The sequence below is a fragment of the Sphingomonas sediminicola genome (assembly GCF_049991885.1).
Taxonomy (GTDB): domain Bacteria; phylum Pseudomonadota; class Alphaproteobacteria; order Sphingomonadales; family Sphingomonadaceae; genus Sphingomicrobium; species Sphingomicrobium sediminicola.
The window spans coordinates 1,937,745-1,952,277 of the sequence record NZ_CP178916.1; the positions used below are offsets into that span (position 1 = coordinate 1,937,745).

Below are 14,533 nucleotides of genomic sequence, written 5' to 3' on the forward strand. Positions count from 1 at the left end.
GCCAAGAAGGCTGGTGACCCCTACGGGACTCGAACCCGTGTTTTCGCCGTGAGAGGGCGACGTCCTAGACCGCTAGACGAAGGGGCCTTCGCTGAAGGCGTCGGGCATATGTGGGCTGACGCCCGATGAGTCAATCGCGGGCGGAATCGCGCTCACTCAGGTAGCGCATCAGCTCGGCGAGGGTCGCTTCCATCTGGTCCTGCATCTGGGTGACCAGCTCGTTCTCCCGCATTCCGACATGGTCGAGCGGCTTGGAATAGCTGTCGGAGAAAGACTTCAGATCGTCGCGATCGAAAACACCTTTCGCGACCAGCTTGGCGAGGATCACCAGCAGGCCGTTGGTGTTGGCAATCGTGCCCGCGACCAGAGCCTCGTCAACCATCGACAGCCTTTTGTCGCTGTCGGTTTCGACCTCGAGTTCGTCTTCTTCAGTCATCGGCGACAATCTCGGCCTGATTGCCTGCCGAGACAAGGGGTTTCAGGACGACCCAGGCTGCGGTCTTTTCGACGATAGGCCGGGTGTTGGCCGGGCTGGATGATGGCAGGTCGACAAGTCGGATGCCCGTCGCGCTTCCGACCAACTTGCGGCCAATCGCGGCCGAAGTCGCGCCGTTGAAGGCGATTGCCTCGAGCGCCGGGAAGTCGTGGATGAGCCTCTCGATCCGGTTGTGATTTGCAGTTCGGATGGCTTGGTCGAGGCTCCCGCGCCGGACCGCCGATCCAATGACATCCCACAGTCCTATCCGATGCTCGGCAAGGCGCTCTAGCCGCCGCTCATAAGGCATCGAATGAAGGTCCTCGCCGACGACAGAACCCACCAGTCGCCAGAATTGATTCTGCGGATGCGCATAATATTGACGGGCCGCGAGCGAAGCATCGCCGGGCAAAGAGCCGAGAATGAACAGCCTCGCGTCGGGCCTCGCAACAAGGGGCAGTCCGGTCTTCACTCCCTCTGTCATGAACAGCCGTGCATTGCCTTTGCGGCTTTCACCATTAATTGCTGCTGCCCGTGCTTCCCAACGAGATCCGCGTCGCCCTGTTTTCGGGCAATTACAATTATGTTCGGGATGGCGCCAACCAGGCGCTGAACCGGCTGGTGGGCTATTTGCTCCGCCAGGGCGTGCACGTCCGCGTCTATTCGCCGACGACCGACACTCCGGCGTTCGAGCCCGCAGGCGATCTTGTCAGCATCCCGTCCGTCCCGGTTCCGGGGCGCGCCGAGTATCGCATTGGTCTTGGCCTTAGTGCCGCCGTAAAGCGCGACCTCGAAAAGTTTGCTCCGAACATCGTCCAGATTTCCGCTCCAGACATTACCGGCCATCGCGCCGTAACCTGGGCGCGCCGGCGGAAGATCCCGATCGTGGCGTCGGTCCATACGCGCTTCGACACCTATCTCGGCTACTATCACCTGCAGAGCCTGGAGCCGGTAGCGCGCGGAATCATGCGCCGGATATACCAGCGCTGCGACGCCATCCTCGCGCCGGCGGAATCGACCGCGGCGGTGCTTCATGCCCAGAGGATGAGCCGCGACATTTCAATCTGGAGCCGCGGCGTCGACCGCCAGCAGTTCAATCCCGACCGCCGCGATGTGGCATGGAGACGTGGGCTCGGGATAGCGGACGGCGATCTGGTTATCGGATTCCTGGGCCGGATCGTAATGGAAAAGGGACTCGACATCTTTTCCGACGCGATCGACGCGCTCTCCGATCGCAAGGTCGCGCATCGCGTGCTCGTGATCGGCGACGGACCGGCGCGCGGCTGGTTCGCTGAACGGCTGCCCGGAGCGGTGTTCGTCGGGCATCAGGTCGGAAACGACCTGGCGCGCGCGCTGGCGAGCTCGGACGTCTTCCTCAATCCGTCGATCACCGAGGCGTTCGGTAACGTCACGCTTGAAGCTATGGCCTGCGGGCTTCCGGTCGTCGCGGCCTCGGCGACAGGCGCGACGACCCTTGTTCAAGACGGCGAGTCAGGGACGCTGGTGCCACCCGGAGACGTCGAAGCCTTCGCCGACGCCCTGGAGGCCTATGCGCGCGATCCAGATCTTCGCGAACGGCACGGCGAGGCCGGCCTTGCCTACGCGAAGACCCGTGACTGGGACGTGATCAACTCGGTCGTGCTGAAGACCTACCAGCGGGTCATCCAACGCCGCGAGCGATACGCGCGCCTCACCGGCCGCTAGCTATTTCAGCCGTTCGATCCGCTGCGCGGCCTCGTCGAGGATCGCGGTGATCTCGTGGGTCAGTTCGTCGTCCCAGCCTGTGCGAGACACGCGATTGCGGATTGCAGTCATCAGATTGGAGACGCCGCGCCCGAGGGACGCGCCGCTCCCGTGAGTTTCTTTGGGAGCCATGTCGTCCAGTCGCTCGAACAGTTGTTCGACTTCCTGCGCCTTCTCATCGAGGTGAACGCGGCCGTCGCTGGTTACCTGGAACGGCTTACGGGGACCCTCGCCCGCCGCCTCCTCGATCAGACCCATGTCCTGCAGCAGCGTCAGCGTCGGATAGACCACGCCCGGGCTCGGCGCATATTCGCCGCCAGTCAGGTCTTCGATCGCGCGGATCAAATCGTAGCCGTGGCGCGGCTCGTCGGCGATCAGCTTCAGGAGGACCAGCCGCAACTCGCCGGACTCGAACATCCGCCGGCTTCTGCGACCGCCGCCGCGGCGACCGCCGCTCCAGCCATTGTCATCAAATTCGAAGTGAAACGGACCCCAGCCACCCGACCTGCGGCCCATGGCCAACAGAGCGTCCGGAACGTCGATCTCGATACGGCCGCGCGGATGGCAGCCTCCGTGTCTATGTCTCATCAAAGACTCCTTTCGATGCATCTAAGATATATCTCAGTAACATCTTCGACAAGACGGGTGATGCAATTTTCGGAGCACTGGGCCATTGGCATTCGCAGATGGCCGACCTGTTCAGCGACGAAGAGCTAGAGCACGCCCGACCGGCGACCGCGGCGAATGCCCCGCTTGCCGACAAGCTGCGGCCGCAAGGGCTCGACGAGGTCGTGGGGCAGGAACACCTCACCGGACCGGACGGTGCGATCGGCCGCATGGTGGCGGCCGGCAAATTGTCGTCGATGATTCTGTGGGGCCCGCCGGGGACCGGCAAGACGAGCATCGCCCGTCTTCTGGCGGATGCGGTCGGCCTGCGCTTCGTGCCGATCTCCGCCGTGTTTTCCGGCGTCGCCGACCTCAAGAAGATCTTTGCCGAAGCAAAAACCGCGGCTCGCGCCGGACAGCGGACGTTGCTGTTCGTGGATGAGATTCACCGCTTCAACCGCGCCCAGCAGGACGGTTTCCTGCCCTATGTCGAGGACGGCACGGTCACCCTGGTCGGCGCGACCACGGAGAACCCGAGTTTTGAGCTCAACGCGGCGCTCCTGTCACGCTGTCAGGTGCTGATCCTTCGCCGTCTCAACGAAGTAGCGTTGGAAACCCTCATCCAGCGCGCGGAAGCCGAAGTCGGCCGACCGATCCCGCTGACCAAGGATGCTCGCGATGCACTGGTGGCCAGCGCCGACGGCGACGGCCGCTTCCTGCTCAATCAGGTCGAGACCTTGTTCGACGTCGACCTCGACAGCCCGCTCGATCCAGCGGGCATGGCGGCGCTGCTCCACCGCCGCGTCCCAGTCTACGACAAGGACCGCGAGGGGCATTACAACCTCATCTCCGCGCTTCACAAAAGCCTGCGCGGATCGGATCCGCAGGCCGCGCTTTATTATCTCGCGCGCATGCTCGTTGCGGGCGAGGAGCCGCTCTACGTCCTCCGCCGCCTGACTCGGGCTGCGATGGAGGATATCGGCCTCGCCGACCCGCAGGCGCTGGTGCAGTGCCTCGCTGCCAAGGACGCCTACGATTTCCTCGGCTCACCCGAGGGCGAACTCGCGATCGTCCAGGCCTGCCTCTATCTCGCGACCGCGCCCAAATCGAACGCGGCCTACATGGCGCAGAAGAGTGCCTATCGAAGTGCGAAGGAGACCGCGTCGCTGATGCCGCCGTCGCACATTTTGAATGCGCCGACGCGGCTTATGAAGGACATCGGCTACGGCAAGGGCTATGCCTACGACCATGACGCCGACGCGGGCTTTTCCGGCCAGGATTACTGGCCCGAAGAAATGGACCGGCAGATTTTCTATGAGCCCAGCGAGCGTGGCTTCGAAGCGCGGATTGCCGAGCGCATCGCCTTTTGGAACGAGCTTCGCGAGAAGCGCAAAACCGACGACGACTAACGGAGGGTGAGCATGTACCAGACCGAACCGCCTGCGGCCTATTGGCGCGACCAGTTGATCCAGTGGGGACCGCGAGTGGTCTTCGCGATCCTCATCCTCATCGCCACGCACTTCATCGCCAAGGCGGTGCAATGGGGCGTGGCCAAGCTCATCGACCGTATGCCGGTGCTGAAGCGCCATCCGCAGGCGGGCGTGGACTCGGTCGGAACTGAGCTCGGCCGCCTCGTCTATTGGCTGGTCTGGCTCGTCGGCTTGGTCGCCGCGCTCCAGCCGCTCGGGCTCAACGAAGTACTCACTCCGGTAACGGTGATGACCAATGAGGTCTTCGCCTTCATTCCGCGAGTAATCGGCGCTGGCGTCCTGTTCTTCGCAGGTCTGATCCTCGCTCGCGTCGTCCGCCACGTTGTGGAGGCGGCGCTCGGAGCGCTCAACCTCGAGCGCCTTTTCAGCCGCGCCGGAATCTCGATCGGCGACGCGCCTCTGGCGGTCGACGAAGGTGGCGTTGCGCAGGACGGTGTAGCTCCGGCACGCGGCTCGATCGCCAAGGCGGTCGGGGTCACGGTCTCCGCGATCATCATCATCTTCGCGGCGATCGGTGCCCTTCGAGTCTTGCAGATCTCGGCGATCTCCGACCCTGCGACCGCGATGCTCCAGACCATCGCTTTGTCGATCCCCAACGTGCTTGCAGCACTAATCATCCTTGCATTCTTTTTCGTCCTAGGGCGCTGGGGAAAGAGCCTGGTCGAAACCGTCCTCCCGGGCCTGGGAATCGACAACGCGCTGCGCGCGCTCGGCATGATGCCGGCAACCGCCGTTCCGTCGCGGATCCTGGGCAACATCGTCATGATCGCGGCGCTCATCGTCGGCTTCATGGAAGCGGCCCACAAGATCGGCGGCGATTCCACCGCGATGCTGCTGTTCCAGGTTACCGCGCTCGGCGGAAAGGTTATCTTCGGCACCGTCATCATCGTTGTCGGAATCTTCCTGGCACGCATCCTGTCGACCTTGGTCGGGAGCTCCACGGGGGAAGGCAATTACGCGCAGACGATTATCAAATATGCCATCATCGCCCTGTTCACCGCGATCGGCCTCACCTTCATGGGACTTGCCGACCAGATCGTGATGATGGCGTTCGGCCTGATCCTCGGTTCTGCGGCGGTTGCCACAGCCATCGCGTTCGGCCTCGGCGGACGTGATGCAGCCGCGCGAATCCTGGAGCGCTGGGCGGACGAGCAAATGCCGCCAGCCCGCCGTCCCGCTCCGCCCAGACTGAAGAAGCCGGCGGACCCGACGGGCGAGGATGAGCGCCAGCCGCCCCTGGTGTGACGCCGCACTTCGACGCGTTCGTCGCGATCGACTGGTCCGGCGCGAAAGGGCGGCGGCACAAGGGCATCGCGATTGCCGAGGCCCGGCACGATGCTCCGCCCCGCCTGATCCGGCCGGGGCATATCTGGTCGCGAGAGGAAGTCCTTCACTGGTTGCTGAAGCGCGCCTCTAAGGAGCCGACCCTGTTCGGGTTCGACTTCAGCTTCGCCCCGCCGATCATCGAGCGCGGCGAATATCTGCTTGGCGAGCCCGGCGTTCCAAAGACCGCGCGCGAGTTTTGGGCTTATGTCGACGCGAAGTGCGACGACGAGGATCTCGGAGCGGCGAGCTTTCTCGAGATGGCTCACCGGCGACACTTCTATTTCGGCATCGCCGACGGCGTGAAGGCAGACTTCATGCATTTCCGCCAGTGCGACGCTCGGCTGAACGCGCAAGGCGGACGCAAGACAGCAAGCGCGTTTGACGCGATCGGCGCAGCGCAGGTGGCGAAGGCCAGCTTCTCGGGGATGCGGCTGCTCCATCGGCTCGACGGCAAGGTAGCGATCTTTCCGATGGACCCACTCCCGGAGCACGGCAGTGCGGTCGCCGAAATCTACACGCGAATTTACTTGCGCCGCGCCGGTATGACAGGCGCCAAGCTTCGCACCCGTGCCGAGCTCAACCGCGCATTGGCCGGCCTCGGCAGCAAGCCGGCTCGGCTGAGCTTCGAGCCCAACGATCACCAGACCGATGCCCTCGTCACCGCCGCCGGAATGCGCGCGCTTGCGACACAAGAGACGGGCGCGTTCGAGCCCGAGGGATTGACGCGGGAGATTGCGCTGGCCGAAGGCTGGACCTTCGGCGTCCTGTGAAGGCTGCGATGCGCGTTCTTGCATTCATCTGCTTGTGGTTTTCGTTCACCGTGCCGGCGGCGGCTTCCCATCTGGTCACGGGCAATGGCTTTGGGTTCGCGGTCATCGCGCCGGAGAGCGGGACTGCGACGAAATTCTACCCCCATCCCCACAGCTACACGCGGCCTGATCCGGCCAGTTCGTTGGGCGAAGGGATCGAGACGCCCACCTTCATCAAGTCGCTCGGCTGGGGCGAACCGGGCCGGGCGAGCATGGCAGAATACGTCAATGACACGCACGTCATCCGAATGCGCAGGGCCGACGGCATCGGCACGCTCTACATGCCATTCGGATTCAATCGCCCGGCACTGATTATCGGCTCGAGCACGGCGACGTGGCGTGTCGAATGGAACCGGCCGCTCGCATCCCAAAAACTTGTCAGCGCCGCCGGGACCAATGCCCGGATGATGCGCTTCAACGGGATTGAAGAGCACTTGCTGGTGATACCCTTGGACGGGCCGCGAGGTGGAGCGGCGCGGATGGACCAGACCCTGGTGGGGAGTTCGGCCTGGGCGTTGATCTCCATTGAGAAGGAGAGCGAGGCCGAAACGGCCATCGAGGAATTCGTGCGCTGGCGAGCGGGCCTTTCTTCCGGGAAACTGCTCACCCGCGAACTCGCCCGGTTCGAGCAATGGCGCGCCAAGCCGGCCGTGCACTTCAAGTCCGAGAAAGAGCGTCACCTCTGGCGTCAAAGCGAAACCATGCTGCGCATCGCCCAGAGCCGCGAGCCGAACCGGCCCGGCCGATACGGCAACGGGCTGATCGTTGCTGCCCTGCCGGACGTTTATTCCACGCCCTGGGTCCGCGACATGGCCTGGGCGACTGCAGCGCTCATTCGCATGGGGCACCGGGCTGAAGCGCGCGCGGCCCTGCTTGCCTATTTCAATGCCCGGCCGACCGGCAAAATGCGGAGTGAAGTGAACGGCGCGGACTATCAGGTCTCGGTCGTGCGCTATTGGGGGAACGGCGAGGAGGAGCCCTTCTTTACCCAGGAGGGCAGCACCAACATCGAGTTCGACAATTGGGGCGAAGTGCTCTGGGTGGTGGGCGAGTATCTGCGCAAGTACGACGATCCGGAGCTGCCGAAGGCCGCAACCCATCGCGGACCACTGTATGAAAGCGCCCGCGATCTCATCGTGAAGCCGCTCATGGCCAATACGGAGAAGCATGGCGACGGGCTGATCGTCGCCGCCGACACCTCGATCTGGGAGGAGCGGCAGAAGGACAAGAAGCACTTCGCCTTCTCGACCGCTTTGGCGATCGTCGGGCTGCGCGAGTTTGCGGAAGTTGCGCGGCGTGCCGGCGATGAGGCGTCACGCAAACAAGCGATCCATGACGGCGCTCTTCTGGAGAAGGGCTTCAATGAAGCCTTCATTCGCGATGGAAGGCTGCGCGGCACGCTCGAGGACGGCGTCAAGAACGACATCGACGGAGCGTTGGTTCCGGTCATCAATTTCGGCCTCGTCCGTAACCCGGAAGTGATCCGTGATACGGTGAAGAGGATGGAACTGCTGAAGGTTGCATCGGGCGGATACCGCCGCGTTCGCAGCACTTACACGGACCCCAAGATCTTCGAATATTGGTACGAGCGGCAGGAGTTCCTGTTCGTCGATTTCACTCTGGCGGAACTCTACCGGAGGCTTGGCCGGAACGCGGAAGCCGACGCGATGCTCAGCCGCATCGTCGACAAGTCCGCCGCCGACCACAACATCATCCCGGAAATGTACGTTGCGGTGCCGTGCGAGCTTTTCCCCGGTGAAATCGGTGATCCTACGGGCGCGATCCCGATGGTGGGCTATGGCCCCGGGGCGTACGTCCTGCACCTGCTCGAGCGGGAGCGCCTGTAGGACAGCGCAAAGCTCCCCTGCCGGCTAGGCCTTCAATTCCAAGCTTCGAATCCGGATGGATATCTCAGCGATCTGCGCTCGGAGCGAGCGCTGCATCCTGGCCTGTGAGCGATAAGCCGTCTCACGTTCGAGGGCGGCCAAGAGCGATCGGCGCAGCGCTGGGAGAACTTCCTCGAGCGCCTCGATCTCATCCTTTCCGTAGGAACTGCCGTCCGGGCGCGGGCCGACCAGCAACCTGCCTTGCACTCCGCCGAAGGGACATCGAAACGGAAGGCGCAGCAGAAAATCATCTGCGGACCGCGACACCTTACCGATCTCAATTCCGTCGGCCGCGATCACCTTGCCTTTGATTACAATCGCCAGCTTCGTCGCATGGATCGCGTCGGCGATGCGCGGTAGGACCGCATTCCCGACCTGGCGAGGGGACCAGCCAGAGGGCGCCTCCGAAAGGAAGGCAGGCAACTCAGCCTTCAGCTGTACCAGGTCTCGTTGGAATCTCTGCTCTGCCCACGCGCTGATGCGATCGTTCAGTGGAGTCAGGAGAACCGCGGCGATTGCTGCTCCGATTGCTCCTGATACCTGGCCGATGCCCGAGCCGAGGTACTGCTGGCCGAGCAATTCGATCAGGGATTCACTGCCGGCGAAGGTCGCGACCAACGTTACTGTCAGGACCGCGTAAGCGGCCGACCTGCTGATGACGGCCTCGGCGTCGTAGAGCCGATACCGCAACAGGGGAACGAGGAAGCCGAGCGCCACCAGCACGATACCAAGCTGGAACATCGCTTCGAATGCCACGGCGGGCATGGAAAGCGCAGCTCCGGTCCGCGCCACCAAAATCAGCCCGACGCCGCTCACCAGCCCGAGAGCAACCCATTTCAGCTGTTGCTGTTGCATCTCGCTCGAGCTGGCCCGGAAGCGCTGGATCAGGCCAACGATTGCAGCGAGGACGCAGACGATCGCAAGAGGTAGGAAGAGCGACGTTGGAAGCAGCCCGACGGCTTCCAGAACCCCCAGCAGGAAGACTGCGATGCTGAGAACGGCAACACCCCGCGTCCATCGCGGGCGCCACTTGCCGTCAGGGAACAGCAGCAGCGCAAAGGCGAAGAACAGAAAGCGCAGGCGGTCGAGTAGCATCGGCAAAGCCGCCGCCGACGTGAAATCGAAGCTGCTGGTGATCGTCCAGCAAAGGAAGGCCAGCGAGAGGATCGCGGCAACTGGGTCGCGCTGCCGGCGCCAGAAGAGGACCGTCGCTACCGCGCCAACAATTGCGGACTTGAGAAGTCTTAGACCGAGGACCAGCGGCTGAACGGCTGGATCGAAAAGCGCCAAAGCAAGGGTGGCGAGCGTCGCCGCTGCAAGCAAAACCCAGGCCAGCCTGTACGTCCAAAGGAGCCTTCCCCTCAGCGGCGGAAGACCCCTTTGAATTGCGTCGATCGCCAATTCGGCGGTCATTGCATCCGGGCGGCGGCGGCCAGTCGGTCCAGGAATCTCTCAGCGGCGTCGCCGTTCGTCTCGGCCCTTCTGTTCGCCGGTTGGCGATTCAGGAATGCGCAAACGGCGAGGATGTCGCGGCGTGGCAGCGGGCCGACGATGCGTTCGTTGGGGGAGGTGAAATAGGGCATGATCACTTCCTCGTCGAAGATGCGATGGAGGCCGCGACTTCGCTCGCCATGGCGATCTGCGCGTCACGATCGGTGAGCTGGTAGCGGTTGGCTACGAAGCGGAAGTCGCTCCAGCTGACCCAGACTTGTCCGGCGTCGTCCTGGGTAACGAGCATGCGCACGGGCCAGTCGAGGCCGGCAAGCGGATTGGACTGCAGGAACTGCACGCCGAGCGGCGGATTGCCGAACAGCAGCAGCTTCGAGCGATTGATCGGAAGGTCTGCGCTGGCGCCGAGAGCCGTGTGGTCGATCTCGTCGAAAAAGCGGATGCCCTTGCCGGCGATGTCCGCCTTGATGCGGGTAACCGTCTCATCGAAGGCGAAGTCGCTCTTCTGCCTGATCACGCCCTCGGCCGGTGCCGTGGCGACCGGAGTTGCAGCCTTCGCGGCCGTGGCCACCAGTGGCGTAACCACCGTCGCGGGACCTGCGAGAAGCAGGACCGCCAGGAATTTCTTGTGGAGCTTCGTGCTTCTGAACATCTGATCTCTCCTTGTCCTGTCCGGGATTTTCGCCGTTTTGGAGGCTCAGGAGAAATCGCGATTGCTCATGGTTTCGATGCGCCGGACGCATGCGCTTCGCGCATCACCTCGCCGCAGCAGTCTGGACCATCCGCCCACCGCTCGCTTCGTGAAGTATGAAACCCTCGATGTCGTCAACCGGAGCGCGCCACGGCGCTTTCTCCAGTGTCTCCATCGTGTCGCGGTACCCAGCCTCGCGCCGCCGGCGGATGCCGTTCGCGCTGAAGTCGATGTCCTTGCTGTGATCTTCATGATCGAGCGCCGGCGCCAGTAATCGGACGACGTGCATCCGCGTCAGGCAGCCGTAGGACGCCATGTCCGCCAGCCGATTGTCGCGGCGCTTGTCCTCGGGAAGCATTCTGCTCAGCTCGGCAATGATGTGCCGCATCTTGTGCAGCTGCCGCTGGCGCTTGATGTGCGCTGCGGCCCGCGACGAATATTGCACGTCCTTCTGTCGGTTCATCACTTCCCAGATGGTCTCCGGCTCTGGCCCGTGCGGGTTCCAGATATGCACCGCGAAAACGAGACTGTCCTTTCGCGGATTGTCGTCGAACACGACCTCGACCGGCGTGTTCGAGAGGATGCCGCCGTCCCAATAGAGCTCGCCGTCGATCCGCACTGGCGGAAAACCCGGGGGAAGCGCGCCTGAGGCCAGAACGTGGTCCAGCGTCAGCGGCATGTCCCGGGAATCGAAGTAGCGCATCTCGGCCGTGCGCACGCTCGAGGCGCCAACTGTGATGCGAGTCCCACCCTTGTTCAGCTGGTCGAGGTCGACCAGTTCCTCGAGCGTGCGGCGCAGCGGATCGACCGTGTAATAGCCGGCCTTTTCTGCCCCGAGCCGGTTGTGGGGGCTCAGGAACGCCATCGGATTGGGAGTGAAGAAGGACGGCACGCCCGCGGTGATCGCGCGGAAGTTGCGCGCGGCGGTGGCCATCCAGTTCGGCATGCCCTGCGGAATGAGATGATCGTTCTGAACCCGCGACCAGAACTCGCACAGCTTCTCGACGCGCTCGCCGGGCTTGCTCCCGGCAATCAGAGCGGCGTTGATCGCTCCGATGGACGTGCCGATCACCCATTGCGGAGCGATCCCGGCTTCGTCGAGCGCCTCGTAAACGCCGACCTGGTAAGCACCGAGCGCACCACCGCCCTGAAGGACGAGCACGGTCTGGCCAAGCGCGGCCACTTCGTTGGCGAGAGTTGTCATGCGCATTTCCTTTCGAGCGTCGGAAGACGCTTCAGTTGAGTTGGTGTGCTTGGGTGCTCGCCGGTGATGAGGCGGGCGTTTCGCTGGTAGGTCGCGTAGCTCCACAGCCAGCTGATCGCGACGGCGATGCGGCTTCGGAAGCCCACGAGGAACCAGATGTGGGCGACCGACCAGATCAGCCAGGCGGTCAAGCCGCTGAGCTGCAGCGCGCCCCAGTCGATGACCGCTTTGCTGCGGCCGATCGTCGCCAGATTGCCGAAGTCACGGTAGGCAAAGGCAGCCTTGCGCCGGCCGAGAATGACGTCGGCGACATATTGCCCCTGTTGCTTGGCGACGGGTGCGACGGCGGGCAAAGGCTTGCCACTCCTATCGGCTGCGTTGGCCGTGTCGCCGATCGCGAAGATGCGTTCGCGAGATGGAACCCGAAGGTTGGGCTCGACGAAGATCCGGCCGTTCATGTCCTGCTCGGCGTCGAGCCATTCCGCGGCGGGCGAGGCCTGCACGCCTGCTGCCCAGACAATCGTGCGAGCCAGGATCAACTCGTCGCCGAGCTGAACGTAGCCCGAGCCGACGTCGAAAACCGGGGAACCGAGCCGCACCTCGACGCCGAGATCGACCAGGGACCGTGCCGCATCGTCCGACAGCTTGCCGGGAAAAGCGGAAAGTACCCGCTTTCCTGCCTCGACCAGGACGACGCGTGAGCAATGCGGAGTGATGCTTCTAAAGTCGCTGGAGACCGCGCGGCGCGCCAGTTCGGCAATCGCTCCGGCCATCTCGACGCCGGTCGGGCCGGCGCCGATAACGACGAACGTAAGCAAAGCCTTGCGGCGCTCGGGATCGGTCTCGTTTTCCGCTTGTTCGAGCGCGAGCAGCACCTTGCGGCGAATTGCGAGCGCATCCTCTATGCTCTTGAGGCCCGGGGCATGCGCGGCCCATTCGTCGCGGCCGAAATAGCTGTGGCGAGCGCCCGTCGCGAGGATCAGCCAGTCATATTCCAGGCTCCGTCCGCTCGCGAGGGCGACGCGGTTTGAGTCTGCGTCTACGTCGTGCACTTCGTCGAGAAGCACGCGGACGTTCCGCGCATTCGCTAGGATCGAGCGAATTGGCGCCGCAATGTCGGCGGGCGACAAAGCTGCGGTCGCAACTTGATACAGCAATGGCTGGAACAGGTGATGATTGCGCCGGTCGACCACAGTCACATCGACGGCCCGGCCGGCCAGCCTTTTGGCTGCGGCCAGTCCGCCAAAGCCGGCTCCGACGATGACGACGCGCGGTCGAGTGCTCACCTCCTGCATTTCAGTCTCAGTGCGCCGTCCAGCCGCCGTCGACCGGAAGCGCGGTCCCGGTGATCGATCGGCCGCCGGGTCCGCTCAGAAAGACCGCGAGCGCACCCAGCTCCTCGACTTCCGCAAAACGCTTGTTCGGCTGAGCTGCGAGCAGGACGTCCCGGATCACCTCTTCGCGGGAAATACCCCGCGCTTTGGCGGTGTCGTCAATCTGGTTCTCGACCAGCGGGGTCCAGACGTAGCCCGGGCAGATCGCGTTGCAGGTGATGTTGTGCTCGGCGCCCTCGAGCGCGAGCGTCTTGGTGAGGCCGATCACGCCGTGCTTGGCGGCGACGTAGGCGCTCTTGAACGGCGATGCGACGAGGCCGTGTGCAGACGCGACGTTGATGATGCGGCCGAAACCGGCCTGCTTCATCTGACTGAAAGCGGCGCGGGACGTGTACCAGGCGGCCGAGAGGTTGAGGGCGATGATCGCCTCGTACTTCTCCGGCGGAAAGGTTTCGATCGGGCTCACGTGCTGAATGCCCGCATTGTTCACGAGGACGTCGATCCCGCCGAACTCGGCGATTGTCTCTTCGACGAGGCCGGTCGCCTCATCGGGCTTCATCAAGTTCGCGCCATTGTAGACGATGCGGCTGACCGGGCAGATCCCGTCGAGCTCTTCACAAACGAAGTCGATCTCGCGCTGCTCTGCCAGGCCGTTGATGACCACGTTTGCACCGGCTTCGGCGAAGGCGCGGGCGATCCCGAGCCCGATACCGCTGGTGGATCCGGTGACAACCGCGACCTTACCTGCAAGCGGACGATTCATGTCCGTCATTTCCTGGACCTGCATGTCCATCTTCGAGCACTCCAATCTGGTTGAGCGCTTAGGATCGGCCACACACGCGAATGATGGAAATGCGCTTCGTGCATGAAGTCCATGCGGCCTTGCGATTTCCGCGAGAAGCCCGCGCTCCGTAATTTGATGAAGCGTCGTGAAAGCCGGCAACTCAGCCGATGACGCACGGGACTGAAGACACTCTCTGGCATCCTGCAGTCCGGCTTTCGCGACCGTCCCATTCGAAGATTTCAAGGAGACGGCAATGTTCAATCTCAAGACCAAGCTCGCGACGGCTGCCATTGCCGTTGCGGCCATGGGCAGCTTCGCCACCCCGGCAGTTGCTGGCCAGTGCTCGACCGCCGGTGCAAGCGATCTCGCCAATGCGCCGACGATGCCGAAGGGCGTCACCGACGACGTGATCGGATCGATCAATCTCGGTTCCGAGATCGGTGTCGACGGCCGCCAGTTGCGCACTCGCCGCCTGGTCGTTCAGCCGGGCGGGATCGTCCCACTTCACAGCCACAAGGATCGTCCCGCGCTGATCTACGTGATCAGCGGTTCGATCACCGAGCATAGCTCCGCTTGCGGCGCTCCGATCGACCACAAGGCCGGCGACATCAGCCGCGAAGCCGATGGCCTCAGCCACTATTGGGAAAACCACGGCAACGTGCCGGCCGTCCTGCTCTCGTCGGACGTCTTCCACGGCCAGTAATCCCCGCGCCGGCAACCGCTCCCTCGCCGGCAA

At 63.7% G+C, this 14,533-nt stretch carries 15 protein-coding genes and 1 tRNA gene; 6 read left to right on the top strand and 10 right to left on the bottom strand.

Features of this window, described 5'->3' with window-relative positions; all coding sequences use genetic code 11:
* Positions 1–11: 11 nt before the first annotated feature.
* From ACMC5O_RS10070 to ACMC5O_RS10080, 3 genes are all read right to left on the bottom strand, one after another.
* Positions 12–87 (bottom strand) — tRNA-Glu (locus ACMC5O_RS10070).
* Between the two features lie 43 nt (positions 88–130).
* Entirely contained in the window at positions 131–436 is a 306-nt protein-coding gene (locus ACMC5O_RS10075) for a hypothetical protein (protein ID WP_187708895.1), read from the bottom strand.
* Positions 429–959 carry a DNA-deoxyinosine glycosylase gene (locus tag ACMC5O_RS10080; RefSeq protein ID WP_187708894.1) on the bottom strand — a complete coding sequence of 177 codons (531 nt, stop codon included), beginning with the start codon at positions 957–959 and terminating at the stop codon, positions 429–431. Before ACMC5O_RS10080 ends, ACMC5O_RS10075 begins: the two co-directional genes overlap by 8 nt.
* Before the next feature lie 50 nt (positions 960–1,009).
* On the opposite strand from ACMC5O_RS10080, the gene ACMC5O_RS10085 reads away from it, so the two are divergent.
* On the top strand, positions 1,010–2,179 hold the full coding sequence (locus ACMC5O_RS10085; RefSeq protein WP_187708893.1) for a glycosyltransferase family 4 protein: 1,170 nt from the start codon (positions 1,010–1,012) through the stop codon (positions 2,177–2,179).
* Here ACMC5O_RS10085 and ACMC5O_RS10090 read toward each other — a convergent pair whose 3' ends face one another.
* Positions 2,180–2,806, bottom strand: a complete 627-nt coding sequence (locus ACMC5O_RS10090) for a PadR family transcriptional regulator (RefSeq protein WP_187708892.1) — start codon at positions 2,804–2,806, stop codon at positions 2,180–2,182.
* Between the two features lie 98 nt (positions 2,807–2,904).
* Here ACMC5O_RS10090 and ACMC5O_RS10095 point away from each other — a divergent pair, with 98 nt between their 5' ends.
* Genes ACMC5O_RS10095 through ACMC5O_RS10110 form a run of 4 tightly spaced genes read left to right on the top strand, consistent with a single transcriptional unit; the run spans position 2,905 to position 8,296 of the window.
* Complete coding sequence (locus ACMC5O_RS10095) at positions 2,905–4,233, top strand: replication-associated recombination protein A (protein ID WP_187708891.1); 1,329 nt, start codon at positions 2,905–2,907, stop codon at positions 4,231–4,233.
* A gap of 12 nt (positions 4,234–4,245) precedes the next feature.
* On the top strand, positions 4,246–5,559 hold the full coding sequence (locus ACMC5O_RS10100; RefSeq protein WP_187708890.1) for a mechanosensitive ion channel: 1,314 nt from the start codon (positions 4,246–4,248) through the stop codon (positions 5,557–5,559).
* Positions 5,556–6,410, top strand: a complete 855-nt coding sequence (locus ACMC5O_RS10105; protein ID WP_426692795.1) for a hypothetical protein — start codon at positions 5,556–5,558, stop codon at positions 6,408–6,410. Before ACMC5O_RS10100 ends, ACMC5O_RS10105 begins: the two co-directional genes overlap by 4 nt.
* Positions 6,407–8,296, top strand: a complete 1,890-nt coding sequence (locus ACMC5O_RS10110; protein WP_426692796.1) for a glycoside hydrolase family 15 protein — start codon at positions 6,407–6,409, stop codon at positions 8,294–8,296. Before ACMC5O_RS10105 ends, ACMC5O_RS10110 begins: the two co-directional genes overlap by 4 nt.
* A 24-nt stretch (positions 8,297–8,320) precedes the next feature.
* Here ACMC5O_RS10110 and ACMC5O_RS10115 read toward each other — a convergent pair whose 3' ends face one another.
* The 6 genes from ACMC5O_RS10115 to ACMC5O_RS10140 form a co-directional block, all read right to left on the bottom strand.
* On the bottom strand, positions 8,321–9,748 hold the full coding sequence (locus tag ACMC5O_RS10115) for a hypothetical protein (protein WP_187708888.1): 1,428 nt from the start codon (positions 9,746–9,748) through the stop codon (positions 8,321–8,323).
* The gene (locus tag ACMC5O_RS10120) at positions 9,745–9,918 is read right to left on the bottom strand and encodes a hypothetical protein (RefSeq protein WP_426692797.1); all 174 of its coding nucleotides are present in this window, start codon (positions 9,916–9,918) and stop codon (positions 9,745–9,747) included. The genes ACMC5O_RS10115 and ACMC5O_RS10120 overlap by 4 nt, the downstream gene beginning before the upstream one ends.
* Before the next feature lie 2 nt (positions 9,919–9,920).
* Complete coding sequence (locus ACMC5O_RS10125; protein WP_187708886.1) at positions 9,921–10,436, bottom strand: DUF302 domain-containing protein; 516 nt, start codon at positions 10,434–10,436, stop codon at positions 9,921–9,923.
* Between the two features lie 103 nt (positions 10,437–10,539).
* Entirely contained in the window at positions 10,540–11,679 is a 1,140-nt protein-coding gene (locus ACMC5O_RS10130) for a patatin-like phospholipase family protein (protein WP_426692798.1), read from the bottom strand.
* Positions 11,676–12,974: an NAD(P)/FAD-dependent oxidoreductase gene (locus ACMC5O_RS10135; protein ID WP_187708885.1), complete on the bottom strand. Its 1,299-nt coding sequence runs from the start codon at positions 12,972–12,974 to the stop codon at positions 11,676–11,678. The genes ACMC5O_RS10130 and ACMC5O_RS10135 overlap by 4 nt, the downstream gene beginning before the upstream one ends.
* 7 nt (positions 12,975–12,981) lie before the next feature.
* The gene (locus tag ACMC5O_RS10140; RefSeq protein WP_187708884.1) at positions 12,982–13,806 is read right to left on the bottom strand and encodes a 3-hydroxybutyrate dehydrogenase; all 825 of its coding nucleotides are present in this window, start codon (positions 13,804–13,806) and stop codon (positions 12,982–12,984) included.
* A gap of 244 nt (positions 13,807–14,050) precedes the next feature.
* On the opposite strand from ACMC5O_RS10140, the gene ACMC5O_RS10145 reads away from it, so the two are divergent.
* Positions 14,051–14,500, top strand: coding sequence for a cupin domain-containing protein (locus ACMC5O_RS10145; RefSeq protein ID WP_187708883.1), 450 nt, complete (start codon positions 14,051–14,053; stop codon positions 14,498–14,500).
* The last annotated feature ends 33 nt before the right edge of the window (positions 14,501–14,533 follow it).

Excerpts from the sequence above, each read along its gene's own strand:
- ACMC5O_RS10125 (WP_187708886.1), bottom strand. The coding sequence starts at position 10,436 with ATGTTCAGAAGCACGAAGCTCCACAAGAAATTCCTGGCGGTCCTGCTT.
- ACMC5O_RS10115 (WP_187708888.1), bottom strand. The coding sequence starts at position 9,748 with ATGACCGCCGAATTGGCGATCGACGCAATTCAAAGGGGTCTTCCGCCG.
- ACMC5O_RS10135 (WP_187708885.1), bottom strand. The coding sequence starts at position 12,974 with ATGCAGGAGGTGAGCACTCGACCGCGCGTCGTCATCGTCGGAGCCGGC.
- ACMC5O_RS10090 (WP_187708892.1), bottom strand. The coding sequence starts at position 2,806 with ATGAGACATAGACACGGAGGCTGCCATCCGCGCGGCCGTATCGAGATC.
- ACMC5O_RS10130 (WP_426692798.1), bottom strand. The coding sequence starts at position 11,679 with ATGACAACTCTCGCCAACGAAGTGGCCGCGCTTGGCCAGACCGTGCTC.
- ACMC5O_RS10075 (WP_187708895.1), bottom strand. The coding sequence starts at position 436 with ATGACTGAAGAAGACGAACTCGAGGTCGAAACCGACAGCGACAAAAGG.
- ACMC5O_RS10140 (WP_187708884.1), bottom strand. The coding sequence starts at position 13,806 with ATGGACATGCAGGTCCAGGAAATGACGGACATGAATCGTCCGCTTGCA.
- ACMC5O_RS10145 (WP_187708883.1), top strand. The coding sequence starts at position 14,051 with ATGTTCAATCTCAAGACCAAGCTCGCGACGGCTGCCATTGCCGTTGCG.
- ACMC5O_RS10080 (WP_187708894.1), bottom strand. The coding sequence starts at position 959 with ATGACAGAGGGAGTGAAGACCGGACTGCCCCTTGTTGCGAGGCCCGAC.
- ACMC5O_RS10120 (WP_426692797.1), bottom strand. The coding sequence starts at position 9,918 with ATGCCCTATTTCACCTCCCCCAACGAACGCATCGTCGGCCCGCTGCCA.
- ACMC5O_RS10095 (WP_187708891.1), top strand. The coding sequence starts at position 2,905 with ATGGCCGACCTGTTCAGCGACGAAGAGCTAGAGCACGCCCGACCGGCG.
- ACMC5O_RS10100 (WP_187708890.1), top strand. The coding sequence starts at position 4,246 with ATGTACCAGACCGAACCGCCTGCGGCCTATTGGCGCGACCAGTTGATC.